26 protein-coding genes and 2 pseudogenes are annotated in these 23,176 nt (G+C 70.9%); 17 read left to right on the top strand and 11 right to left on the bottom strand.

What is annotated here, in order from left to right; translation table 11 throughout:
- Positions 1-135 precede the first annotated feature (135 nt).
- Both KMS84_RS14665 and KMS84_RS14660 read right to left on the bottom strand, forming a co-directional pair.
- On the bottom strand, positions 136-513 hold the full coding sequence (locus KMS84_RS14665) for a fic family toxin-antitoxin system, toxin component (RefSeq protein ID WP_256916654.1): 378 nt from the start codon (positions 511-513) through the stop codon (positions 136-138).
- A complete protein-coding gene (locus tag KMS84_RS14660) occupies positions 513-752 on the bottom strand; it encodes a hypothetical protein (RefSeq protein ID WP_256916653.1) in 240 nt (79 codons plus the stop codon). The genes KMS84_RS14665 and KMS84_RS14660 overlap by 1 nt, the downstream gene beginning before the upstream one ends.
- Before the next feature lie 277 nt (positions 753-1,029).
- Between KMS84_RS14660 and KMS84_RS14655 the strand changes: the two genes are divergently transcribed.
- Positions 1,030-1,482 (top strand): hypothetical protein, encoded by a 453-nt coding sequence (locus tag KMS84_RS14655; protein WP_256916652.1) that lies wholly within the window; start codon positions 1,030-1,032, stop codon positions 1,480-1,482.
- 104 nt (positions 1,483-1,586) lie between these two features.
- On the opposite strand, the pseudogene KMS84_RS43540 reads toward KMS84_RS14655, so the two are convergent.
- The 3 genes and pseudogenes from KMS84_RS43540 to KMS84_RS14635 all read right to left on the bottom strand — a co-directional run.
- Positions 1,587-1,703 (bottom strand): annotated as a pseudogene (locus KMS84_RS43540) (DUF6417 family protein); the annotation flags it as partial.
- An 870-nt stretch (positions 1,704-2,573) separates the two neighbouring features.
- A complete protein-coding gene (locus tag KMS84_RS14640; protein WP_256916651.1) occupies positions 2,574-3,860 on the bottom strand; it encodes an MFS transporter in 1,287 nt (428 codons plus the stop codon).
- A gap of 287 nt (positions 3,861-4,147) precedes the next feature.
- Positions 4,148-5,089 (bottom strand): LysR family transcriptional regulator, encoded by a 942-nt coding sequence (locus tag KMS84_RS14635; RefSeq protein ID WP_256916650.1) that lies wholly within the window; start codon positions 5,087-5,089, stop codon positions 4,148-4,150.
- 130 nt (positions 5,090-5,219) lie between these two features.
- Here KMS84_RS14635 and KMS84_RS14630 point away from each other — a divergent pair, with 130 nt between their 5' ends.
- The 12 genes from KMS84_RS14630 (at position 5,220) to KMS84_RS14580 (ending at position 14,992) form a co-directional block, all read left to right on the top strand.
- Entirely contained in the window at positions 5,220-6,218 is a 999-nt protein-coding gene (locus tag KMS84_RS14630; protein WP_256916649.1) for a fumarylacetoacetate hydrolase family protein, read from the top strand.
- Positions 6,215-7,186 carry a cyclase family protein gene (locus KMS84_RS14625; protein WP_256916648.1) on the top strand — a complete coding sequence of 324 codons (972 nt, stop codon included), beginning with the start codon at positions 6,215-6,217 and terminating at the stop codon, positions 7,184-7,186. The genes KMS84_RS14630 and KMS84_RS14625 overlap by 4 nt, the downstream gene beginning before the upstream one ends.
- Positions 7,187-7,209: 23 nt before the next feature.
- Positions 7,210-8,340 (top strand): FAD-dependent oxidoreductase, encoded by a 1,131-nt coding sequence (locus tag KMS84_RS14620; RefSeq protein ID WP_256916647.1) that lies wholly within the window; start codon positions 7,210-7,212, stop codon positions 8,338-8,340.
- Positions 8,337-9,413, top strand: a complete 1,077-nt coding sequence (locus KMS84_RS14615; protein ID WP_256916646.1) for an amidohydrolase family protein — start codon at positions 8,337-8,339, stop codon at positions 9,411-9,413. Before KMS84_RS14620 ends, KMS84_RS14615 begins: the two co-directional genes overlap by 4 nt.
- Positions 9,414-9,437: 24 nt before the next feature.
- Complete coding sequence (locus KMS84_RS14610) at positions 9,438-10,376, top strand: VOC family protein (RefSeq protein ID WP_256916645.1); 939 nt, start codon at positions 9,438-9,440, stop codon at positions 10,374-10,376.
- A 108-nt stretch (positions 10,377-10,484) separates the two neighbouring features.
- Complete coding sequence (locus tag KMS84_RS14605; protein WP_256916644.1) at positions 10,485-11,456, top strand: fumarylacetoacetate hydrolase family protein; 972 nt, start codon at positions 10,485-10,487, stop codon at positions 11,454-11,456.
- The gene (locus KMS84_RS14600) at positions 11,453-12,235 is read left to right on the top strand and encodes an SDR family NAD(P)-dependent oxidoreductase (protein WP_256916643.1); all 783 of its coding nucleotides are present in this window, start codon (positions 11,453-11,455) and stop codon (positions 12,233-12,235) included. Before KMS84_RS14605 ends, KMS84_RS14600 begins: the two co-directional genes overlap by 4 nt.
- A gap of 25 nt (positions 12,236-12,260) precedes the next feature.
- Positions 12,261-12,611 carry an SDR family oxidoreductase gene (locus tag KMS84_RS14595; RefSeq protein WP_256916642.1) on the top strand — a complete coding sequence of 117 codons (351 nt, stop codon included), beginning with the start codon at positions 12,261-12,263 and terminating at the stop codon, positions 12,609-12,611.
- Positions 12,544-12,810 (top strand): SDR family oxidoreductase, encoded by a 267-nt coding sequence (locus KMS84_RS41885; RefSeq protein ID WP_368860708.1) that lies wholly within the window; start codon positions 12,544-12,546, stop codon positions 12,808-12,810. The genes KMS84_RS14595 and KMS84_RS41885 overlap by 68 nt, the downstream gene beginning before the upstream one ends.
- Positions 12,811-12,824: 14 nt before the next feature.
- Positions 12,825-13,580: a CoA transferase subunit A gene (locus KMS84_RS14590; RefSeq protein WP_256916641.1), complete on the top strand. Its 756-nt coding sequence runs from the start codon at positions 12,825-12,827 to the stop codon at positions 13,578-13,580.
- Positions 13,577-14,251, top strand: a complete 675-nt coding sequence (locus KMS84_RS14585; RefSeq protein ID WP_256916640.1) for a CoA transferase subunit B — start codon at positions 13,577-13,579, stop codon at positions 14,249-14,251. Before KMS84_RS14590 ends, KMS84_RS14585 begins: the two co-directional genes overlap by 4 nt.
- Before the next feature lie 309 nt (positions 14,252-14,560).
- Positions 14,561-14,992, top strand: a complete 432-nt coding sequence (locus tag KMS84_RS14580; RefSeq protein WP_256916639.1) for a DUF6233 domain-containing protein — start codon at positions 14,561-14,563, stop codon at positions 14,990-14,992.
- Positions 14,993-15,209: 217 nt separating this feature from the next.
- Here KMS84_RS14580 and KMS84_RS14575 read toward each other — a convergent pair whose 3' ends face one another.
- Complete coding sequence (locus KMS84_RS14575) at positions 15,210-15,686, bottom strand: ATP-binding protein (RefSeq protein ID WP_256916638.1); 477 nt, start codon at positions 15,684-15,686, stop codon at positions 15,210-15,212.
- Between the two features lie 156 nt (positions 15,687-15,842).
- On the opposite strand from KMS84_RS14575, the gene KMS84_RS14570 reads away from it, so the two are divergent.
- Positions 15,843-16,208, top strand: coding sequence for an STAS domain-containing protein (locus tag KMS84_RS14570; protein WP_256916637.1), 366 nt, complete (start codon positions 15,843-15,845; stop codon positions 16,206-16,208).
- A 34-nt stretch (positions 16,209-16,242) separates the two neighbouring features.
- On the opposite strand, the gene KMS84_RS14565 is transcribed toward KMS84_RS14570, so the two are convergent.
- Together KMS84_RS14565 and KMS84_RS14560 are read right to left on the bottom strand one after the other, a co-directional pair.
- Complete coding sequence (locus tag KMS84_RS14565; RefSeq protein ID WP_368860707.1) at positions 16,243-16,920, bottom strand: alpha/beta fold hydrolase; 678 nt, start codon at positions 16,918-16,920, stop codon at positions 16,243-16,245.
- A 9-nt stretch (positions 16,921-16,929) separates the two neighbouring features.
- Complete coding sequence (locus tag KMS84_RS14560) at positions 16,930-17,052, bottom strand: hypothetical protein (RefSeq protein WP_256916635.1); 123 nt, start codon at positions 17,050-17,052, stop codon at positions 16,930-16,932.
- Between the two features lie 155 nt (positions 17,053-17,207).
- Here KMS84_RS14560 and KMS84_RS14555 point away from each other — a divergent pair, with 155 nt between their 5' ends.
- Both KMS84_RS14555 and KMS84_RS14550 read left to right on the top strand, forming a co-directional pair.
- On the top strand, positions 17,208-17,783 hold the full coding sequence (locus KMS84_RS14555; RefSeq protein ID WP_256916634.1) for a PadR family transcriptional regulator: 576 nt from the start codon (positions 17,208-17,210) through the stop codon (positions 17,781-17,783).
- Between the two features lie 2 nt (positions 17,784-17,785).
- A complete protein-coding gene (locus KMS84_RS14550) occupies positions 17,786-18,766 on the top strand; it encodes an NADPH:quinone reductase (RefSeq protein ID WP_256916633.1) in 981 nt (326 codons plus the stop codon).
- A gap of 82 nt (positions 18,767-18,848) precedes the next feature.
- Here the strand turns inward: KMS84_RS14550 and KMS84_RS14545 are convergent.
- From KMS84_RS14545 to KMS84_RS14535, 3 genes and pseudogenes are all read right to left on the bottom strand, one after another.
- A pseudogene (locus tag KMS84_RS14545) lies at positions 18,849-19,064 on the bottom strand (lamin tail domain-containing protein); the annotation flags it as partial.
- A gap of 337 nt (positions 19,065-19,401) precedes the next feature.
- Positions 19,402-20,247, bottom strand: a complete 846-nt coding sequence (locus KMS84_RS14540; protein ID WP_256916632.1) for an SDR family oxidoreductase — start codon at positions 20,245-20,247, stop codon at positions 19,402-19,404.
- A gap of 46 nt (positions 20,248-20,293) precedes the next feature.
- Positions 20,294-20,758 carry a MarR family winged helix-turn-helix transcriptional regulator gene (locus KMS84_RS14535; protein ID WP_256916631.1) on the bottom strand — a complete coding sequence of 155 codons (465 nt, stop codon included), beginning with the start codon at positions 20,756-20,758 and terminating at the stop codon, positions 20,294-20,296.
- A gap of 481 nt (positions 20,759-21,239) precedes the next feature.
- Here KMS84_RS14535 and KMS84_RS14530 point away from each other — a divergent pair, with 481 nt between their 5' ends.
- On the top strand, positions 21,240-23,144 hold the full coding sequence (locus KMS84_RS14530; RefSeq protein ID WP_256916630.1) for a non-ribosomal peptide synthetase: 1,905 nt from the start codon (positions 21,240-21,242) through the stop codon (positions 23,142-23,144).
- Positions 23,145-23,176 lie beyond the last annotated feature (32 nt).

Here is a 23,176-nt window from a genome sequence, read left to right as displayed (position 1 = left end):
ACCAATACGCCTCATGAGCGGTACGACAACAGCCATGCACGCTGCTATGACAAGCCCAGACTGACGGCCGGCGAGCACCGAAGGAATCAGCGTGTGAGGCCCGCTCCCATGGGCGGAGCGGGCCACTGAGTTGTTTCAGGTGGCGGAGGGCCAGGCCCGCAGCAGGGCGGCGATCTTCGCGGCAGTGCAGGCGGGGTCCAGGAGCAGGTCCTTGAGGGCGATGGCGTCTTCGCGGGCAGGCTTGACGGGAATCCCGGCGGCCTCGAGGTACATGACGCCGGTGGCAGCGGCGACGGCGAGGTTGGAGCGCTCCAGCCAACGGCAGCGGCCCAGCGTATGCACCAGGGCGGCGGCTTTGGCGTAGGGGCCGTCGTAAGCGGGCTGCTCGAACAGCTCGGCCTTGTGGCGGGCGACCGCGGAGAAGGGAACACCATAGTCGTCGGGTGCCGGGTCATTGGCTCCGGCGGCCTCGGCGACCTGCAAGATCCAGGGGACGTCGATGTGCAGTTCCATCAGGCGGCGCGCGCTCCGGGGGGCGTCTGCTCGGCTTGTTCGGCCTCGTCGAAGACGGATTGGTGGTCGGCCAGGAACCGGGCGGCGGCGTCCACCGCGCGGGCGCGCAGACCGCTGGTGTCATCGTGCACGAGGCGGGCGAGGTAGTCGCCGATGCTCAGCCCGAGGTCGGCGGCGCGCTTCTTCGCGAGTTCTGCGACGTCTTCGTCCACGCGCGCGCCCAGCTGTGTCTTGGCCATAGCAGCATGGTAACAGCTGTTACCGCGCCGCGTGGGCGGCAGGCGCGCTCTCCTGCGTCCAGTCCCCGTTGAAAAGGGCGGCGACCAGACGTACGTGGGCGTTGGGGAGTTGGCCGGCGCGGTGATTCGCTCAGGCCTTGACGAGCACATCGACTTGGTTGGCCACTGAGCGTTGCAGCTGGCCAGAGTCGCGCAACGCTGGCTGAAAGGGAGCCGCGGCTCGGCACGCGCAGGAGAGGTGATGCGGCCTTCTGGCCTGCGCAGGCAGGATCTCTCCATGTCCACCGATGTCAGCGGGATGATCGAATGCCGGCCGGGATCCCGTCTATGGGGGCCCGACGACGAGGACTCTGTCTGGGAGGTCGGCATCGATCTCTTCCTCCTCAACAGGGGCAATGCCTATGAGGGCCTGGCCTGCCTTTTCGGGATCCGAAACTCCTTCGGCTTCCGTCCATTGGCGGAGGATCGCGGATTCCCAGATGACGCGTCGGACGGGCTACGCGGAGAGTTCGCCGGCTACGGCGGCCCCCACGATGTGCACGGGACAACCTGGCTGACCTGGGCCGAGCTGGACACCACGGACTGGCAGGAGACCGACGCCTCAGGCACACGAACCCGCGCCGCAGCCGCAGGGACCGACACCGACTGGGGCCGGGTCTGGAGCGTCATGCGCATCCTCAGCGAAGTCCACGGAGCCGAGAACGTACGCCTTGTCGTCTGGTTCCACTGACTCGCGACTTCGTACCTGGTCGGCCAGACTGACCAGCTACGACGCTCAGTCACACCCAGCACCCGCCCCTGACCCGCGCCTAACCAGCGGCCCGGGAAGAGTGATCAGTGCGTCGAGGGGACGCGGGCGCTGATCTCCCGCACCAGGCGGTCCGCCTCCCCCGCGGCCGTCCCGCCTTCCTGCGCCACCGCGCCCAGCACCCTGAGCAGGTCATGCGTCTCGTCGAGGGCAGCAGGCGCAGCAGCTTCGTGTCGTGCTCCACGGGTGCGAAGTCGATCTCGTCGAGGTCGAGGTGGTCGTAGTCGTCCATGGGCTGCGCAACGCGGACGGCGGCCGACAAGTCACGGCGGTGAACAGCTGCGGCCCCGGGGCGGCGTTGTGACCGGCCGGGGCCGCAAAGAGAGAGGGTGTGGTCGTGGGGGGCGGTCGCCTACGCGGCGAAAGGCTCTGCGGGGTTTCCGGCGAACGATCTTCCCAGCAGGTTAGCTATAGGCGAGGCCCAGGGACACTGTCCCTCCACAACCACACCCCGCGCACCATGCCCAGCCAGACCGTCATTCCCGGCCCGAGCGGGCTCCCGTCCCGGCTCGGGGGAAACACTTAACGGGAGCCCTGCCGCCGTCTTCTTCGCCGTCCTCGTCGCCGTCTTCGTCGCGGCGCTCGTCTTCCTGGCCCATGGAAGCGGTCATCTCAGCCGGCGGGGGCGGCTCGGCGGGGGCCTTCGCCCGGCGCCCCCCAAGGCGCAGTTGCCGTCGTCGTACCAGGTGCGGGTTGGGGGCCGCATACGGGAGCCGTGAGTGGAGCGCCGATCCGGACCGATGCTGAACAAGACCATCGCCGCTACAGCTGCGTCGACCTGCTCTGTATCGACGAGCTCGGCTACATGGAGCTCGACCGCCACGCTGCCGAACGTGCGAGGAGGGTTCGCGGCGGCCAGAGATCCGTGCACGTGGTGGAGGTAGTGCAGGAACGTCTGGTGCGTCGTGCCCGGATCGCGACGGACGGCGGCGATCAGGGTCGGCATCTGGCGATCAGGGTCGGCCTCTTTCGTTTCTCCGGTGCAACGGGGTGGAGATCGGTGCCGTGGCAGGTCAGCTCGCCATTTGGCGGATCGGCTCCGGGGTGGCTCCCGTCCGGCGGCGCCGGGCGGTGAGGCCGAGTGCGGCGGTGGCGACGGTCCCGGCGAGGGTGAGGACGCCCAGGGCGTTCGCCAGGGTGCCGACGGCGGAGGTGAGCGCGAGGACCACGAGCGGGCAGACGAACTGGCCGAGGAAGAAGGAGCCTGTCCACAGGCCGGTGCCGCGGCCGCGGTCGGCGTAGTGGAGCTTGGACATGGCGAGGGTGAGCAGGCTCGGCAGCATGATGCCGCTGCCGAGGCAGTTGATCACGGCACCGATGGTCAGTACGACGGGGTTGGGGGCGAGCCAGATCACCGCGAAGCCGAGGGCGTTCAGGCCGAAGGCGGTGGGCAGCCAGGCCTGCGGGCTGCGGCCGGTCTTGGCGAAGACGGCGGCGCCGATCACGACCGCGGCGCTGGAAATGGCTGTGGCCAGTCCGATCACGCCGGAGTTGCTCACGCCCATGTCGTCCAGGAGGAACGCCATCTCCACCTGGGCGGTGTAGAAGAGGATGGCGCCGAAGAGGGTCAGCGCGCAGGTGCCGGCCAGCGGACGCCAGGGGAAGGGCCGCTCAGCCATCGGTTCCGCGGCGGTGGGGGAAGGCTCGTTCGCGCGGTCGGCCGGTCGGGGCTGGGGCAGGAAGGCGGCCATGGCGGGGGCGAGCAGCAAGCTCACGGCGTAGACCCAGAACGGTGCGCGCCAGCCGGCCGATCCTGCCGCGCCGCCCAGCACGAAGAAGGCCGTCGCGGAGATCGAGGCACACATCGTCTGCATCGCGAGGTAGCGGTCGCGTTGCCGGCCGGAGTAGTAGTCGCCGATCAGCGTGGTGCTGCAGGTCATGATGGCGGCTTCGACGACGCCGACGAGGGCGCGGCTGGCGACGATGGCGCCGAGGGAGTCCAGCCACAGGGGGGCGGTGCCCAGGCTCGCGTACAGCGCGGTCGAGACGACGAGCAGGCGTTTGCGTCCGAGCCGGTCGACGAGGACGCCGGCGAAGGGGGCCAGCAGCGCCAGGGAGAGGGCGGGGATCGTCAGGGCCATGGGGACGAGCACGTCGACGCCCGGCACGTGGGCGAAGTGGTCGTGCATCTTCGGCAGGACGGGGGCGATGAGGACGGCGCCCAGGATGGGCAGACAGGCGCCGGCCATCAGCAGCGTGAGGCGAAGCCGGTGGCCGGGACCGGAGACGGTCTGCTCGGGTCGGTCGTCTGCGACCGCTTCGGACGGCGGGAAAGGGAGCGGGGGCACGGATGCAGGCATGCGGGAACTCCACGTGGCGGGTCGGGAGGGGGACGGGGCGGTGCGGCCGTCGTGGTCGGGCCGCCCGGTACCCGTGGCAGGTTCGGAGCGGGGCGCCGATGACTGCCGGGCGTCGCGGCGGGCCGGTTCGCCGGGCGCCTGCGGCCCCGGCGGCGGGGATGGTGTGGCTACGGCGCCGGGTGGAGACGACTATGGGCCGGCGGACAGGTCCTGCCTAGCCCTCATCCGATCGATATCCAAGATGTGGATCATCCGGGCCTTGGATGCCGGGCACCTGGAGGAGCCCGCTATCTCGGTGCGACGGTGGCGATACGGCCGGGCTCGGAAGCGGCCAGCTCCGCTCCCACGCGGGCCGCGGTCTCGCGCAGCCAGATGTGGGCCGCGTCGTGGGTGTGCACCGGGTGCCACCACAGTGCCTCCTGGAGAGGGACCGCGCCGTAGGGCGGTTCCATGAGGCGTACGGCGGCCACGCCGCGCAGCAGCTCGGCCAGGCGCTGTTGTATCAGGGCGATCCGGCGGGTGCCTGCGACCAGGAAGGGCAGCGCCTGGAAGCTGTCGACGGAGATCTCCACGCGGGGATCGACGCCGAGCATGCTCAACTGCCGGGCGGCCGGAGCGTCGTACGCGCGCTGGTAGACGACCCAGGGCAGCCGTGCCAGGTCGTCCATGGTCAGCTGGTCGCCGACCTCGTCGTTCGTCTCGGCCACCAGGAAGGCCCAGCGGTCGGTGAACAGGTCGACGGCGGGGAAACCGCTGATGACGCCGTGCGGCATCAGCAGCCCGTCGGCTGTGCTGAGCAGTGGTGCCGTGTCCTCGGTGACGTCGGTGGGTGTCCTTTGGAAGCGCAGCCGTACCCCCGGGGCCGTGGCGTGCACGGTCCGGGCGAGTTCGGCGCCGAACACGGTGAGGGCGTAGTCGGAGGTGAGCAGGGTGAACTCGTGCTCCTCGCTGCCCGGGGCGAAGTCGGCCCTGCTGCTGAAGACCCGTTCCAGCAGGTCGCAGGCGGTGGAGGTGCGGTCGAGCAGAGCGCGGCCGAGGGCGGTCAGTTCGTACTGTTTGCCGACCCGCGCGAGCAGGTCGTCGTCGAAGTGGCGGCGCAGACGGGCCAGGGCCGCGCTCATCGCCGGCTGGCTGAGCCCGACGCGCCGCCCGGCGCGGGTGACGTTGCGTTCCTCCAGCAGGGCCCGCAGGGACAGGACGAGGTTGAGATCCAGGCCGGAGAGGGACACGACGCCTCCAGAGCGAGGCCGCTTGCGGCGGCACCATTTGCACCACAGATGATCAACATCTAAAGAATCTATTTCCCAGATTACGCGGTGGGGGTCACATTGGTCGCACCGCAATCTGGAGGACATTCCCGTGAAACCCGCAGCTACTTCCGCGCCCTTCTCCGGACCCTTCGCCCTCGGCGTCCTCTCCGCCCCCGGCCAGGCGTCTTTCCCCGGTCTCGTGATACCCGGGGGGCGCGTGCTGGATCTTCCCACGGCCCTCGGAGAGCCGGCCCTGGCGACCCGGGGGATCCTTGAGCGCTGGGACGAGATGCTCCCTCGCCTGCACGAGCTCGCGGCCGACGAGACGGCCGACTGGCGCCCGTTGGAGCACCTGCGGGTGCACGCGCCGGTCGAGCCCCGCCAGGTCTTCCAGTCCGGCGCCAACTACCGGCAGCACGTGATCGACCTGGAGGTCGCCCACCGCTCCCCCGACGACCCCCGCACCATGGAGGAGGCGCGCGCCGAGATCGCCGCGGTCATGGACCGGCGGGCGGCAGAGGACCTGCCGTACGTGTTCACCGGCCTGCCGAGCGCGATCACCGGCCCCTTCGACGACATCGTACTCCCGGACTGGGCCGAACAGCCGGACTGGGAACTGGAGTTGGCGGCCGTCATCGCCAGGCCTGCCCACCGGGTGACGGTCGAGGAGGCCCTGGACTACGTCGCGGGCTACACCATCGCCAACGACCTCACCGACCGCGCCACCGTCTTCCGCCGGGACATGAAGGCCATCGGCACCGACTGGCTGCGCTGCAAGAACGCTCCCGGTTTCACTCCGCTCGGCCCGTGGATCGTGCCCGCCGAGTCGATCGCCGACCCGGGTGACCTGCGCGTCACGCTGAAGCTCAACGCCGAGACCATGCAGGACGAGTCCACCAAGGACATGCTCTTCGGCATCGCGCGGCTGGTGTCGTACATCTCCCGGACCTCCCGGCTCCTGCCCGGCGACCTGGTGCTCACCGGCAGTCCGGCCGGCAACGGCATGCACTGGGGGCGGCTGCTGCGCGACGGCGATGTCATGGAGGGCTCCATCACGGGTCTGGGCGTGCAGCGCACCCGCTGCGTCGCCGAGAGGACCGCGTCGTGACGACCCCGCTCGACCCCGCGGATGCCGAGGGCGCGATCACCGAGGCCGCCAAGCGGGTTTCCAACTGGGGGCGTTGGGGTGAGGATGACGTGCTCGGCACGCTGAACTTCCTCGGCGAGGCCAAGCGCCGCGAGGGTGCGACGCTGGTCCGCCGGGGCGTGAGCTTCTCGCTGTCGCAGCCGTTCGACATGAACGGGCCGCAGAAGGGCTGGCGCCGCCGCACCAACCCCGTGCACACCATGCTGGACACGGGAACGGACGCGGCGCTGGGCAACCAGGGCTTTCCGCACGGCATCGGCGGCGCGGACGACGTGATCGCGATGCCGCTGCAGTGCTCCACCCAGTGGGACGGGCTCGGGCACATTTTCGACCACGGCAAGGCGTGGAACGGGCGCGACGCCGCGAAGACCGTCACCTCCGAGGGTGATCTGGTCACCGGCATCGAGCACATGGCGCCGTACGTCGCCGGGCGCGGAGTCCTCCTCGACGTCGGCCGGGTGATCGGCGACGAACGCGGAGAACTGCCCGACGGTTTCGCGATCACCGAGGAACACCTGACCGCGACGGCCGAGGCGCACGGCGTGGCCGTCGGCCGTGGTGACATCGTCGTCGTCCGGACCGGGCGGCTGGCGCGCGCCCGCCGCGAGGGCTGGGGCGACTACGCGGGCGGCGACTCTCCGGGGCTGTCCTTCACCACTGCCGGCTGGCTGCACGCGAGCGAGATCGCCGCGATCGCCACCGACACCTGGGGCTTCGAGGTACGGCCGAACGAGTTCGACGGCGCCTTCCAGCCGCTGCACCAGGTCGCCATCCCCAACATGGGCCTGCTGATCGGCGAGATGTGGGACCCCGACGCTCTCGCGGCCGACTGCGCCTTGGACGGCGTGTACGAGTTCTGGCTCACCGCCGCGCCCCTGCCCATCACCGGAGCCGTCGGCTCCCCCGTCAATCCGATTGCCGTCAAGTAATGGGCAGAACAAGGGAGTTCCCCATGAGCACACCCCGCACGGTCCTCGTCATAGGCGGCGGCGCCTCCGGCAACGCCATCACCGTCCTGCTGCGGCGGGCCGGCCTCTCCGTCGATCTGATCGAGGCCAGACCTGACTGGAACGCCACCACCGGCTCCGGCATCACCCTCCAGGGCAACGCCCTGCGCGTCCTGCGCGAGCTGGGCGTGTGGGAGCAGGTGGAAGCATCGGGGTTCGCCTACGGCTCGCTGGGGGTGACCACCCCCGACGGCACCCCGTTGTTCGTCAAGGAGGACATCAAGACCGGCGGTGACGACCTGCCCGCCACCCTCGGCATGCGACGGCCGCAACTTCAGCAGATTCTCATCGACGTCGTCCGCGCGACGGGTGCCACCGTACGGCTGGGCACCACCGCCGAGACCCTGGAGCAGGACGCCGACGGTGTCTCCGTCCGGTTCAGCGACGGCACCGAGGGCCGCTACGACCTGGTGATCGCCGCCGACGGCCTGAACTCCGCAACCCGCGCCGCGATCGGCATCACCGACCGTCCCGAGCCCGTCGGCATGGCCATCTGGCGCGCCCCCGCCCCACGCCCCGAGAGCGTCACCCGCTCGGACCTCACCTTCGGCGGCCCCGCCTACATCGCGGGATACACCCCCACCGGCGAGAACACCCTCTACGCCTACGTCGTCGAGGCCAACCGGGACCGCAACTCCATCGACCCGGCCACCTACGCGGACGAGATGCGCCGGCTGGCCGAGCAGTACGGCGGTGCCTGGCCCGAGATCACCAAGCACATCACGGACCCGGCGAAGGTCAACTACACGTGGTTCGACCGGCATCTGGTCGAGGGCTCCTGGCACCGCGGCCGGGTCGTCCTCGTCGGGGACGCCGCTCACTGCTGCCCGCCCACCTTCGCTCAGGGCGCGGCGATGTCCTTGGAGGACGCCTCGGTCCTGACGGAACTGCTCACGAGCGGGCGCGCATGGGACGACGCCCTCTTCCAGGCGTACTACGACCGACGCGTCCCGCGCGTCCGGACCGTCGTCGAGGCGTCCGTCCAGCTCTGCCAGTGGCAGCTGGACCAAGTGCACGACGCGGATGTGCCCGGACTGATCGGACGCACCATGACCGCCCTCAAGGAACTGCCGTGACGGCCCACCCTCCCCGAGCCACCACCGGAAGCCGCCCCCAGCCCGGCCCCCACCCCTCCTCGGGCAAGGACGCACACGCTTCCCCGACCGTCGACGTCCACGCGCACGTGCTGATCCCCGAGGTCGATGCCCTGGTGGCCGGCCTGCCGGGCCTGGCGGAAGCCAGGGCCCTCGACGCCCGCCGCAACGGGCCCGCGGCCCTGACCGTCAGCGGCCCCATGGTCGCCGAGCGCGTCCCGAGGCTGACGGACGTCGCCGTACGACTGGCCGCGATGGACGCGCAGGGGGTGGACGTCCAGCTGGTCAGCCCGTCGCCCTCGCACTACCAATCCTGGGCGGACGAGGAGACGGCCGAGAAGGTGTACCGGCTCGCGGGCGAGGCGACGGCTGCCCACTGCGCCCAGGCGCCCGGCCGGTTGCACGGTCTGGGCCTCGCCCCCCTGCAGCACCCGAAAATGGCGGTGCGCGCGCTCGAACTCGCCATGGGCCTGGGCCTGTTGGGGGTCGAGATCTCCTCGCACGCACCGGGCCGGGAGCTGTCGGATCCGGCGTACGAACCCTTCTGGACCCAGGCCGAGGAGACAGGCGCGATCCTCTTCCTGCACCCCTTCGGCTGCACGCTCGACGAGCGCCTCGACCGGTGGTACCTGTCCAACACCGTCGGCCAGCCCACCGAGAACGCAGTCGCGCTCTCGCACCTGATCTTCTCCGGGGTGCTGGACCGGCACCCGGAGCTGAAGGTCATCGCCGCGCACGGGGGCGGCTATCTGCCCACCCACATCGGCCGCTCCGACCACGCCTGGTCGGCCCGCTCCGACGCGGGCGCGGGCTGCGCCCACCTGCCCAGCAGCTACCTCAAGCGCCTGTACTTCGACTCCCTGGTCCACGACCCGCACGTCCTGCGGGCGCTGATCGGCGCGGCCGGAGCGGACCGTGTGCTGCTCGGCTCCGACTTCCCCTTCGACATGGGCGCCGAGGACCCCGTCGGCGCACTGCGCGCAGCACGCCTGCCCGACGACGACTTCCACGCCGTACGGGGCGGCAACGCCGCCGCCCTGCTGCGGCTCACCTGACCCCCACACAGGAGGAAACCCGCCATGAGCGCACGCTTGCTCACCCATCTGCGGCACGTCGACCTCGCCGTGCCCGACTACGACAAGCAGCTCGACTTCTACGCCGGCGTCTGGGGCCTGACCAAGGTCGCCGAGGACTCCGGGATCTCCTTCCTCGCCGCCGAAGGCAGCCCCGAGCAGTACGTGGTGCGGCTGCGCAAGGCCGAGGAGAAGCGCCTCGACCTCGTCTCGTACGGCGCCGGCTCCGCCGAGGACGTGGACGCCCTCGCCGAGCGACTTCTCGCGGGCGGCGTGCAGTTGATCTCCCAGCCGGGCAAGATCGACACACCCGGGGGTGGCTACGGCTTCCGCTTCTTCGACGTCGACGGCCGCACCATCGAAGTGTCCGCCGATGTGGACGTACGGCAGCACCGCAAGATCGAGGAGAAGGAGTCGATCCCGGTCAAGCTGTCGCACGTCGTGCTGAACTCGCCGGACCTCGACAGGACCCGCGCGTGGTACGAGACCCACCTCGGCTTCCGTCACTCGGACACGCTCAGCTCGCCGCACATGGGCGAGGTCATGCACTTCATGCGGATCTCCAACCAGCACCACTCGATGGCCATCGCGAAGGGCCCGCACACCTCCCTGCACCACGTCTCCTTCGAGATGCGCGGCCTGGACGAGTACATGCGCGGCTCGGGCCGCGTGATCCGCGCCGGCGTCCGCAAGATCTGGGGCCCCGGCCGGCACCTGGCGGGCGACAACACGTTCACGTACTTCCTGGACCCGCACGGCAACACCGTCGAGTACACGACGGAACTGGAGCTGCTGGACGAGGACACCTGGCACCCCCACGTCTACGACTTCTCCCAGCCCGAGGTCACCGACCAGTGGGGCACCGCCAACCCCATGAACGAACTGGTCGCCAAGGAGTCCTTCAACGACGTCGACAGCGGCTGCTTCGTCGCCCCACCGGTGTGACCCCCCTCGAACCCCGGGGACGCGGTGGCCCTGTCACCGCCCTGACGCCCCTTGCCGCGTCCCCGGTTTCCACCGTTGTTCGAAGACCGCCGGAGCCTGGAGCCGTGCATGCGTTTCGCCACCTATGAACATCGACACCAGCGCCGGGTCGCCGTCGTGGAGGAGGACGGCCGCCTCCACCCGGTGCCCGGGGCGCGCTCGCTCACGGAGCTGATCCGCTCCGGCGACGGACTCGACGCACTCCTGCACGCCGGCGCCGCCACGCTCGACGTGCCGCCGGGCCCTCACGTCTCCGAGGTGCGGCTGCTGCCGCCGCTCGAGCCGCCCACCGTGCGGGACTTCGTCGCCTTCGAGGAGCACGTCGAAGGCGTACGGCGGTCCGTGGACGGCGGCGGCGGGGTGCCCGAAGCCTGGTACGACGCCCCCACGTTCTACTTCACCAACCCGTACGCCGTCATCGGCGCCCACGACGACGTACCGGTGCCGCCGGGCAGCGAAGTCCTCGACTTCGAGCTGGAGGTCGCCGCCGTCATCGGCCAGGAGGGGCGGGACCTGACGCCACAGCAGGCGCGGGATCACATCATCGGCTACACGGTCTTCAACGACTGGTCGGCCCGCGACCTGCAGTCCCGCGAGATGCAGGTCCGCCTCGGCCCGTGCAAGGGCAAGGACACCGCCGCCACCCTCGGCCCGTACCTGGTCACCGCCGACGAACTGGAGCCGTACCGCGACACCGACGGCTTTCTGCGTCTGGCGCTGACCGCCTCGGTGAACGGCGAGGTCGTCGGTGAAGACCTGCTGTCCAACATGAGCTGGACCTTCGAGGAGATGGTCGCCTACGCCTCGCGGGGCACCGTCGTCCGCCCCGGCGACGTGCTCGGCTCCGGCACCTGCGGCAACGGCGGCTGTCTCGCCGAGCTGTGGGGCGTGCGGGGTGAGCAGTCCCCGCCCCCGCTGAAGCCCGGCGACACCGTCACCCTCACCGTGGAGGGCATCGGCACCGTCTCCAACACGGTGGTCCCCGGCGTCGACATGGTGCCGCTGCCGCCCGCCCGCCGCCGCACCAGGGAGCGGCCGTGAACGCCCTGCACCCCAAGAGGCTCCTCGGCAAGGTCGTCGTCGTGACCGGTGCCGCGCGCGGCCAGGGCGCCGCCGAGGCCGAGGCCCTGACCCGCGAGGGCGCCCGGGTCATCGCCACCGACGTGGCCCGGGCCCCCGGCTGCCGCCGTCTCGACGTCACCGACGAGGAGCACTGGGCGGCGCTGGCCGCCGAACTGCGGGAGTCGTACGGCCAGGTGCACGGGCTGGTCAACAACGCGGGCATCACCTGGCGTGCTCGCCTCGGCGATGTGACCCCCGACGACTTCGCCCGCGTCCACGCCGTCAACGTCACCGGCCCGCTCCTTGCCATCCAGCACCTCACGTCCCTCATGCCGCCCGGCTCGTCCATCGTCAACGTCGGCTCCACCGCCGCGCTCAGTGGCCATTACCCGGTCGCCTACACAACCAGCAAATGGGCACTGCGCGGCCTGTCGAAGACCGCCGCCATGGAGCTGGGTCCGCGCGGCATCCGTGTCAACACGATCCATCCCGGCTTCATCGAGACCGAGATGACCGCCTCCGCCGCGCCCGCCTTCCGTGAGGCGAACATCCGCGAGACACCTCTCGGCCGCACCGGCACGGTGGACGAGATCGCCCCGCTCGTGGTGTTCCTCCTGTCCGACGAGTCGTCCTTCATCACCGGCGCCGAGATCCCGGTCGACGGCGGACTCACCGCGCACGGCGGCGTCAAGTCCCTCTCGGACGCTCTGGGTTCGGTTGCCATGGGTTCGGCTGCTTCGCGTTCGCAGGGGAATTGAAACGCTGGAAGGGAAGGTGGCCCTCATGTCGGGCACGGCCCGCGGTCAGGGACGCGCGGCGGCGCAGCGGTTCGCGGCCGAGTCCGCGATCGTCGTCGGCGCCGGCCTGCGGCACGAGTCCGCGCTGGTGACCCGGCGTCTCGTCGAGCAGGTGGGCGGCACGGCCGTCGCCTCCGGCCCGCTCGACGTCACCGACGAGGACGCCGTCCGTGCGTGGGTCGAGGAGCCGCGGGTCGTCTTCGGAGCATCGACATCCTCTGCGCCACCCGGCGCCGTCTGTGGTGGCGTCCAAGGGCGCGGTGATCGCGATGCCCCGGCAGCTCGCCGCCGAAGGAGCCCCGTACGGCATCCGCGCGCACTGCGTCGGCCCCGGTGATCGACGCCGAGGTCACGCGCGGCGACCAGCAGGACGACGACTCTCCCGTGCGGACCATCACCCGAAACATCCCCCTCCGCCGCGTCGGACTTCCCCAGGAGGTCGTCAGGCGGCCGTCTTCCTCGCCTCCGACGAGGCGTCCTGCACCACCGGCGCCACCCCCGTCGACGGCGGCCGGTCGTCCGTACTGCCCGGCTGAAAAGGACCACTTCCGTGAACAAGGTGAGCGCGAGCGCCGACGAGGCGGTCGCCGACATTCCCGACGGCGCGTCACTGGCCGTCGGCGGCTTCGGTCTCAGCGGCATCCCGGAAGTGGTGATCCGGGCCCTGCACGAGCAGGGCGCCACCGGCCTGCAGGTCGTGTCGAACAACTGCGGCGTGGACGGCCGCGGGCTGGGCGTGCTGCTCGCCGCCGGCCGGATCGCCCGCGTGACAGGCAGTTACGTCGGCGAGAACAAGGAGTTCGCCCGCCAGTACCTGTCGGGCGAGCTGGAGGTGGAGCTGGTGCCGCAGGGGACTCTGGCCGAGCGGCTGCGCGCCGGCGGTGCGGGCATCCCCGCCTTCTACACCCCGGCCGGTGTGGGCACCCAGGTCGCGAAGGGCGGCCTGCCGTTGAGGTATGCGGCGGACGGTTCGGTCGCCGTGGCCTCCCCGCCCAAGGAGACTCGCGGCTTCCACGGCCGACCGCACGTCCTGGAGCACGCCATCACCACCGACTTCGCCCTCGTCCGGGCCTGGCGGGGGGACCGGCACGGCAATCTGGTCTTCCGCCGCGCCGCGGCCAACTTCAACCCGCTCGCGGCGATGGCCGGCCGGATCACGATCGCCGAGGTCGAAGAGCTCGTGGAACCGGGCGAGCTGAGCCCCGACGCCGTCCACGTCCCCGGCATCTTCGTCCAGCGGATCGTGGCGCTCACCCCCGCTCAGGCCGCTGACAAACAGATCGAGAAGAGGACGGTACGAGCATGAGCACGACGACGGACACGCCCCGGGGCTGGACCCGCGACCAGATGGCCGCCCGCGCCGCCGCCGAACTCACCGACGGCTCCTACGTCAACCTGGGCATCGGTCTGCCCACCCTCATCCCGGGGCATCTCCCGCCCGGTGTGCAGGTGGTGCTGCACTCCGAGAACGGGATCTTGGGCACCGGCCCTTACCCGACCGCCGACGACGTCGACCCGGATCTCATCAACGCGGGCAAGGAGACGGTCACCGTCCTGCCCGGCGCGTCCTTCTTCGACTCGGCCCTGTCCTTCGGCATGATCCGCGGCGGTCACATCGACACCGCGGTGCTGGGCGCCATGCAGGTGTCGGTACGCGGCGACCTGGCCAACTGGGTGATCCCCGGAAAGATGGTCAAGGGCATGGGCGGAGCGATGGACCTGGTCCACGGCGCCCGCCGGGTCATCGTCCTGATGGAGCACACCGCCAAGGACGGCAGCCCGAAGATCCTGACCGAGTGCACCCTGCCGCTGACCGGCGAACGGTGCGTCCACCGCGTCATCACCGACCTCGGCGTCCTCGACGTCACACCCGACGGCCTCGCCGTCGTCGAGACCGCACCCGGCATCACCCTCGACGAGATCACCGCGAAGACGGCCGCGCCCCTGCGGACCGACGCCGTCAGCGCTGCCTGCTGAACGCCGTCGGCCACGACCCCGCTCGCAGGTTCGGGCAGCGGCCCGACACCACTGTCCGAACACCGCCGAACCCGGTATGTCTCGCGCCCCGGGGTCCTCCCCGGGCAGTCGGGGACGCAAAGGGCGCATCGTGGCCCCCGACTTGCAGGACGCCGGTCATGGGTAGCAGGGCTCGGGTTCTGGTGGGTAAACCTTGGCCGCGGCTGAGGCGGTCCTTGGGGGCGAGGTGCTCGGGGGCGGCTCACGCTATCGAACACAAAATCGAACTCGCGACAGCGCGGCGTCGATCTTGGGCATAGAATCGTAAATGTGTTCGATGACTTGCCGCCGGATCTGGAGCGCCTGCACACGCTGCGGGTGTGGCACGTCATGTGGCTGGCCCGCATCGACGCGAAGATTGAAGCCGTGCAGCAGCGCCAAACGGAGATCGAGCAAGGCCGGCAGAGGCGGCCTCCGCGGCCGGAGTGGACTGTCGAGTTCGGCATCGGCGCCGGCCGCCCGCCCGTGCAGGTCCACGCCGGCGACTGCTACGCGGCGGGCAAACGCCGTCGGCCCGTCGCCCGTGACGAGGCCCGCCGCCTCCTGGCCGACGGCCTGCGCGCCTGCACCCACTGCCGGCCCGACACCCGCCTGGACGTCATCGACTTATCCCGCGGCCCCACGCCAGCCCCCTGCACCCGTTTCCCGCCGCAAGGACACCAGTGCGGTGACCACTCCCCCGCCCCCGGTCACCGACCCTGACCCGTCGACGTTCGTCTGCCTGGGAAACCAGGTCGGCCCCTGCTCGGCATGCCAGCGCAAAACCCGGAAGTACGGCCACGGCGGCAGCCCTCTGTGCCAGTGGTGCGCCACGCCGGTCCTTCAGCAGTGGGGGCCGCACGTACGCCACCTCAGCACCCGAAACTGACCACTCAGTCCGGCCGTGCGGCGGCCCGGTGCACTCAGCCCGCCGCGATCCTCAAACGGATCCGGCCGTCGCGTCGGACAGGGCGATGCGGGCCGTGATGCGCTTGCCGACCGGCTCCTGCTCGACCAGTAGGGCCTGGCTGACGGCTTTGACGATCTCCAAACCGTGCTGGCCTATCCGGCCGGGATCGGCGGCCCGGGCGGCAGGGACGAGGGGATCGCTGTCCCACACGACGACGTCCACGAAGCGGGCGGTGATGCCCAGTTCCACCAGGACCGGACCCGGGGCGTACTTGCAGGCGTTGGTGACCAGCTCGCTGACGACCAGCTGGGTCAGATCACGCGCGCGGGCGGACACGGACACGGGGTAGTCAACTTCGGCCTGGGCGAGGAAGGCGAGGGCGCACCGGCGGGCGTCGGCGATGCAGCCCTCGTCCCCGCCGAGGGCGTAGCCGGCCCGGATCAGGTGTCCGATGGGCGCAGCACCAGCGCTGCGCGAGGCGTCGGGTCCGCTTGATGGCGCCGTCATTCTGCGTTCACGAGTACGCCCCTACCCGCCCTTTCCTCGCACATGCCCGGAGCATCCTGTTCCGCACAGCCGTCCGAGAGCATGTGCCCCGATTGGCGGGGCACAATCAATGCCGCAGGCCCTGACCTGGGCACGCCCGCGCGAACCGAGGACACCGTGACCGACATCGACACGACAGACCAGCCGGAGCAGTTCTGCGTAGAGCAGCGCCTCGTCGACGGTGTCCGCGTGGTGAGCGTCCAGGGCGAGATCGACCACGACGTCCAGGACGTCCTGACCGAGGCCCTGCTGCCCGGAGACGACGGCGCGCCGGCACGGATCGTGGCGGACCTCAGCGGCGTGACCTTCATGGACTCCACCGGCATCAACGTCTTCGTCACCGCCCACCAGGCCGTCACTGACACGGACGGCTGGGTGCGCATCGCCGGCGCGCAGGAGTCCGTCCAGCGCGTCCTCGCAATGGTGGGCGTCGACACTCTCATCCCCTGCCACCCCACGCTCGAACACGCCCTGCACCACTGACAGGAGACCGTCCATGAGGGCGGGACCGTCGAATTCACTGAGCAGGCAGACCGTCCGCGAAGGCGGTGATGGCGTCGGCGAGGGCGTGGGGGCCGGTGAGGAAGGCGTCATGGGCTTCGCCCGGGATCTCGACGAGCCGGGCGTCGGGCAGAACCTCGTGCAGGCGGCGGGAGACATCGGTCAGCCAGCGGGGGCTGAGTTCACCGATCACGAGGAGCGTGGGGACGTCGAGGTCGGCGAAACGGGTGAGGTCGTCACCGAAGCTGTCCATCGCGCGCATCTCGCGGGCCCACGTCGGAGTCATGGACGCGCGGATGGCCCAGAACGGGGTCTGACGGAACTCCTCGATGGCTTCCTCGGGGAACTTCAGGAAGTTCCGCAGCCCGAGGGTGAGGGCCTGGTCGAGGTCGCCGGCCCGGACGGCCTCCTCGAAGGGGGCGAGGGCGTCGCCGCCGACGGGGCCGCCCACCGGGATCGGGGGCTCGTAGAGGATGAGCGCCGCCGGGGGCTGGTGCAGGGCGTGGGCGAGGGTGACCAGTCCGCCGTAGGAGTGGCCGAGCAGGAGCGCGTCGGGTCCGGCGAGGTCGAGGACGGCGGCGATGTCGTCGGCCTCCCGCTGGATGGCGTGCTCGCCGTTGTCGCCACTGGCGCCGCGGCCGCGGCGGTCGATCGCGTAGGTGGTCAAGCGCGGGGCCAGCAGGTCGGCGAGGATCTGCCAGTCCTAGGCGGCGTTGAGGGCGCCCGGAGAGACGACCAGGGGGCGGCCCTGGCCGGTGATCGTGACGGCGATCTCTGTGCCGTCGGTGGACGTGACGTGGGCGTGGCGGGAAACAGGGGCCGTCATGGTTCGTCTTCCTTGTGTCGTGCTCTCGGGAAGGGGTGCGGCGCGTGCGGCCGCCCGTCCGAGCGGCCTTGCCGGCGGTACGGCGGGGCGCCGCCTCCCCTGCACGGTAACATCGAAACGATGTGCACATCGTTTCGATGTGAGAGGGTGGGGTCATGCTCGAACTCGCGATCCTCGGTTTCCTCGCCGAAGGCCCCCTGCCCGGTCACGAGCTGCGCCGCCGCATCACGGACCTGACCGGCTACAGCCGTCCCGTCAGCGACGGCACCCTCTACCCGGCGATCAACCGGCTGACGAAGACCGGTCTGATCGAACGGCACCCCGCACCCGAAGCGGGCGGCGGCCGGTACGTGCTGAACCTGACCGCGGCAGGCCGTGAGGACATGCTGCGGCGGCTGCGGGAACCGGCCGAGTACGAGATCACCGACTTCTCCCGCTGGTTCGTGATCCTGGCGTTCCTCTCACTGCTGCCCGACAGTGCCGAGCAGCACGCCGTGCTGCGCCGCCGCCTGGACTTCCTGGAGACGCCCGCCAGCTTCTTCTACGACGGCGACACACCGCTGCACGCCGAGCAGGTCAGGGACCCCTACCGGCGCGGCATGCTGCTCACCGCCCGCGCCATCAGCCGCGCCGAGCGCGCCTGGCTCCACCAGGCCCTGGACGGCGACGGCACCCGAGAGACGGAAGAGCGGCCCCGCCCCCAGATCCACGCCCGTGACCGGAAGGACTGAACATGCTTGCGTCCTGGTACGACCAGCAGGGCCCGGCCGCCGAGGTGCTCCAACTCGGTGAGCTGCCCGACCCCACACCCGGCCCCGGTGAGGTGCGGGTCCGCGTCAGCGTCTCCGGCGCCAACCCCGGCGACACCAAGAAGCGGCGTGGCTGGACCGGCTCGGCCATGCCTTATCCGCGGGTGATCCCGCACAGCGACGCCGCCGGCGTCATCGACGCCTCCGGCGACGGCGTCGACCCGCGCCGCGTCGGGCAGCGTGTGTGGGTGTACGGCGCCCAGTCCTACCGCCCCTTCGGCACCGCCGCCCAGTACACCGTCGTCCCCGGCGAGCTCGCCGTCCCGCTGCCCGACCACCTGAGCGACGACCTCGGCGCGAGCCTGGGCATCCCCGGCATCACCGCGCACCGCACCGTCTTCGCCGACGGCCCCGTCGACGGCAGACTCGTGCTGGTCAACGGTGTCCTCGGCGGAGTGGGCTCGCTGGCCGCCCAGCTCGCCCGCTGGGGCGGGGCCACGGTCATCGGCACCGTCCGACGCGGCGCCGACCTGGACAGGATCGATCCCGCGGTCGTCTCCCACGCCGTCGCCCTCGACTCAGGCGACCCGGCCGCCGCGATCCGAGCCCACGCACCCGACGGCGTGGACCGGATCATCGAAGTCGCCCTGTCCGACAACGCTGACCTGGACGACGCCGTGGCCGCCAACGGCGCCGTCATCGCCGCGTACGCCACCCGCTCCGACCGCACCGAAATCCCGTTCTGGAGCATGCTGTTCAACAACGTCACCCTGCGGCTGCTCGGCAGCGACGACTTCCCCGCAGAGGCCAAACGCCAGGCCGCCCGCGACCTCACCGCCGCGGCCGCCGTCGGCGCCCTCACCGTCGATGTCGGCGCCCGCTTCCCGCTCACGGACATCGCCCAAGCCCACGACCGCATCGATGCCGGCTACCGCGGCCGCGTCCTGATCGACATCCCCCAGTAGCGGAGAAGTTCTGGACCAATCTCCGCGCGGTTGAGCACGAAGGTGCTGTGGACAGGGTGGAGGTCACCGAGACCTACCCCGTCGAAGAAGTCGGCTCCACCCACTCCTTGTTCAGCGAGCGGATGGAGCGGTCGTCGCGTCCCGGGGAGTCGGCCTGGACGGCGGAGATCTCCACCCGCTCCCGGGCCCGACGGTGATCGGCCGCGGACGCGGGCAGCGCCGCCACCGAGACGAGGGCGCCGGCGGCGAGCGCTGCGGCGGCCAGACAGCGGGCGGTGACAGAAGCAGAAGCGGCCAAGAAGTCCCCCAGCCGGTGCGGGCACCCTCCCCTGCGCCCTGGAACTACGCGCGCCGCGGCCGACCTGACCGACCCGGTCTGGGCGGACTGCCCGGACGCGGTGCTCGTCGCCTGGGACCAGGCCCGCCGCACCGCCCGCGGACTTCGGGTGCAACCAGAACAACTGTGCCACCGAGTCGATTTGTGCCTGCGGCAGGTACAGCACGAGCCCATGCGTCCCCGTTTCCCGCCGGGCCTCGCGCACCAGCAGCCGATATGGATCGCGGCCGGGATCGGCATCACGCCCGTACTCAGCTGGATCCGTGCCCTCTCACCCGGTGACCCGCACCCTCGCGTCTCATCCCTTGCCCGACCACGCCCCCGTCGCCGCGGTCTCCTCGGCGTAGGCGGCGAAGCGTTTCGGGGGACGGCCGGTGAGGCGGTGGACGGTGTCCGTGGGGTGGGCGTCGCCGAGGGCGGCCAGGGCGGTGAAGGCGCTGATCTCGCGCTCGACGTCCTCGGCGGGGCGGCCCTCGGCGAGTCCGGTGGCGCGGTAGGTCTCCTTGTCACCGTGGAAGTCGACGGAGAGGCCGGCGGCGCGCCCGATCAGTGTCAGCGCGTCGGTGAAGGAGAGCGCCTCGGGGCCGGTCACCTCGTAGGTGCGGCCGGAGTGGCCGTCCTCGGTGAGGGCGGCCACGACGACGGCGGCGATGTCGTCCGCGTCGACGAACGTCTGGCGGCACTCCCCGAGCGGCAGGGCGAGCGTGCCGTCGAGGACGGCCTTGCGGAAGATGCCTTCGTCGAAGTTCTGGTCGAACCAATCGGCCCGGACGATCGTCCAGTCCGCCCCGGAGTCGCGGACCAGGCGCTCGGCGGCCATCAGCCGTTCGTCACCCATCTCCTCGATGGCGCGGCTGGACAGCAGGACCAGTCGGCGTACGCCCGTCGCGAGCGCGCGGTGGACGAAGTCCGGTGCCAGCGGCAATGCGTGCGGCAGCATCAGGTAGACGCGTTCGACGCCGGTGAGCGCCGGCTCCCAGGTGGTGTCGTCGTGCCAGTCGAAGGAGACGGCGGAGCCGCGGGAGGCGGCCCGGACCGGGTGGTGGGCGTCGCGCAGGCGGGCGGCGACGCGGCGGCCGGTGGTGCCGCGGGCGCCGAGGACGAGCACGGGCGCCGGACGGACGTGGGGGGTGTGATCGTTCATGCCCGGCGCAACGAGGCGGCCCCCGACAGGACACCCGGCGACGGTCTCACCGCACCTGGTCGGACTCCATGGCCGCGGCGACCTTCTCGCAGAGTTCCGCGAACAGGGCGCTCTCGCCCTCGGTCAGGACCGAGGCGGCGAGCCGTCCGACGTCGTGGTGGCCGCGGGCGATCCGGGCGAGGAACAGATGCCCCTCCGGGGTGAGGGAGGTGCTCAGTTCGCGGCGGTCCTCTCCGGCGGCCACCTGCTCCACCAGGTTCAGGTCCTTGAGGACGCGCAGGGCCTTCGACGTGGTCTGCCGGGAGACCTCCAGCACGTCGCTCAGCTCGGAGGGCCGCATGGAGCCGCGCGCACGCAGGAGTTCGAGGACGTCGTACTGGTGCCAGTTGACGCCCTCGGGGTTGACGCGGGAGCGGCGGGCGACCAGCAGGCACTGAAGGTGGGTCAGGGCTGCCTGTAGAACGGTCGGTTCCGCATGATGGGTGGGGGTCGAGCCGTCTAGTGGAGTCATGAGTGCTTCCGGTACGGGGGTGACCGGTGGGGGGATTCCACTTTACCAAGGGTGTGCCGCCGGGGCCGCCATCGGCCGAAAAATGATTTCCCTGAGGACACCATCGGGGGGCGTGAGCCCGCGAAGCCGGGGTACGGGAGTGCGAGGGCCGGTCGCGGACGCGTACCGGTCGACCGCACCGAACGGGCGCACCGGATATGCCGGGCCGACACGGAGGCGGGGCGGAGCTTCACGCCCCATTCCATGGGCCGGTGCGTGCGCTTAACGCACGGGGATACCCGCACAACCAGCGGATCAGCACACACGTTTGACATCGACGCGAAACCGTGATTAGCATCGATTTCCAGACGGAAACCATATTTTCACCTTTAGCCGCTGACTACGCACGAGCCCGACTCAGGTTCTCCACGACATGCGCTGCGGGCGCACGGGAACCCCGGGAGCCCTTCCTCCGGACGAACCCCCGAGGAGATCAGCGATCATGGAAAAGAATTACCCGTCATTATCGACGGAAGAGTCGACGGAAAAGCTGGAAGCCGCATTACGGGCGGGAAGTCCACCGACCCAGGACCCCCCTCTCGTCCTGACGACCCTCTTCGCACGGACGGTCCGCCTGCACGGCGGGGCCGTCGCCCTCGCGGACGGCGCGGAACGCGTCACGTACGACCGGCTCAACCGGCGGGCCAACCGCATGGCCCGGCACCTCCAGGCTCGCGGCGTCGGTAGAGGCGACCGCGTCGGAGTGCACATGCACCGCTCTCCCGACCTCTACGCGGTCCTCCTCGCGGTCCTCAAGGCCGGAGGCTGCGTGGTCCCGCTCGACCCCGCCCATCCCACGCAGTACCTCGCCCGTATCCTCCGCGAGGCCCGCCCGTCGCCGGTGATCTGCGACGACCCCGACGACCTGCCCCCCGAGGCCCGCGCCGGCGCGCTCTCCCGGGACGACCTGGTCCGAGGCAGCGAGGGACTCCCCGACGGCGACACCGATCCCGGCACCGGCCCCGAGGACACCGCGTTCCTCATGTACACCTCCGGCTCCACCGGCCGGCCCAAGGGCGTACGGATCGCGCACCGCGGACTGGCCCGGCTCGGCCCCCACAGCGGCCCCCTCGACATCGGCCCCCCGGACGGCCTGACCCAGTCGGCCGCGTTCTCGTTCGCCGCCTCGACGATCGAGATCTGGCTCGCCTTCCTGCACGGCGCCACCCTGCTGCCGATGCCCCCGGGGCTCCCCTCGCTGCCGGTGCTGCGCGAGGCCGTCGAGGAGCGCGGCGCGACCGTGCTCAGCCTCCCCTGCGGCCTGTTCAACGCTCTGGTCGACCAGGAGCCGGAGTGTCTGCGCCCGGTGCGGATCGTGCTGCTCAGCGGCGACTTCCCCTCCCCCGGCCACCTGCGCCGCGCCCTCGCGCACACCGACGCGGTCGTCTACAACGGCTACGGGTGCACGGAGAACTCCTCGATCACCGCCCTGCACCCGCTGACCTCGCCCGACGACGTGGACGGGGCGGGCGTCGTCCCGATCGGCCGCCCGCTGCCGACGGTCACCCTGGAGGTCTACGACCCGTCGATGCGCCCCTGTGACGCCGACGAGGTGGGCGAACTCTGCGTGGGCGGCACCGGCGTCGCCCTCGGCTACGCCGACCAGCCGGAGCTGACCGCCGAGAAGTTCACCCGCAACCCGGACGGCGACGGACTGCTCTACCGCACAGGCGACCTCGCGCGGCGGAACGACAACGGCGACATCGTGCTGGTGGGGCGGTCCGACGGCATGGTGAAGATCCGCGGGTTCCGGGTGGAGACCAGCGCCGTGACGCTGGCCGTGCGCGCCCTCGACGGGGTCGCGGACGCCGCCGTCAAGGCCTTCGAGGACGAGGACACCCACGAGAAGCGACTCGTCGCCTTCTACACCACCGGCGACGGCTGCCCGGCCGACCCCTCGGACCTGGTCCGGCGGCTCTCCGCGGACCTGCCCTCGCACATGGTCCCCTCCGTGTTCCGGCACCTGGAGAAAATGCCGACGAACGTGAACGGGAAGATCGACCGCACCGCGCTCACCGTGGAATCCCGGAAGAACCAGAAAATCCGGAACAACAGGAACGAGAAATCCGAGAAAGGCGAGAAGACCATGCAGAACCCCCTCGAAGCTGTCGTCCTCCAGTCCTGGATCGAGATCTCCGGAATGGACGACTTCTCGACCACCGACTCCTTCCTGGGACACGGCGGCAATTCCCTCCACTTCGTGCAGCTGGCCTCCCGTCTCCAGAAGATATTCGGGATCGAGATCACCACCGAGACGGTCTTCCGGCACGGCACGGTCGAGCAGCTGGCGCGCTTCATCGAGGAGTCCCGCGACCAGGCGGCCACCACCTCGTCGTCGCACGGCTGACGGAGACCCGACAGCGCCCGGCACGCGCGCCG

This window comes from Streptomyces hilarionis, assembly GCF_024539675.1.
GTDB lineage: Bacteria > Actinomycetota > Actinomycetes > Streptomycetales > Streptomycetaceae > Streptomyces > Streptomyces hilarionis.
Note: the sequence above shows the minus strand (reverse complement) of the source record. Positions and strands in the feature narration are given on the sequence as shown.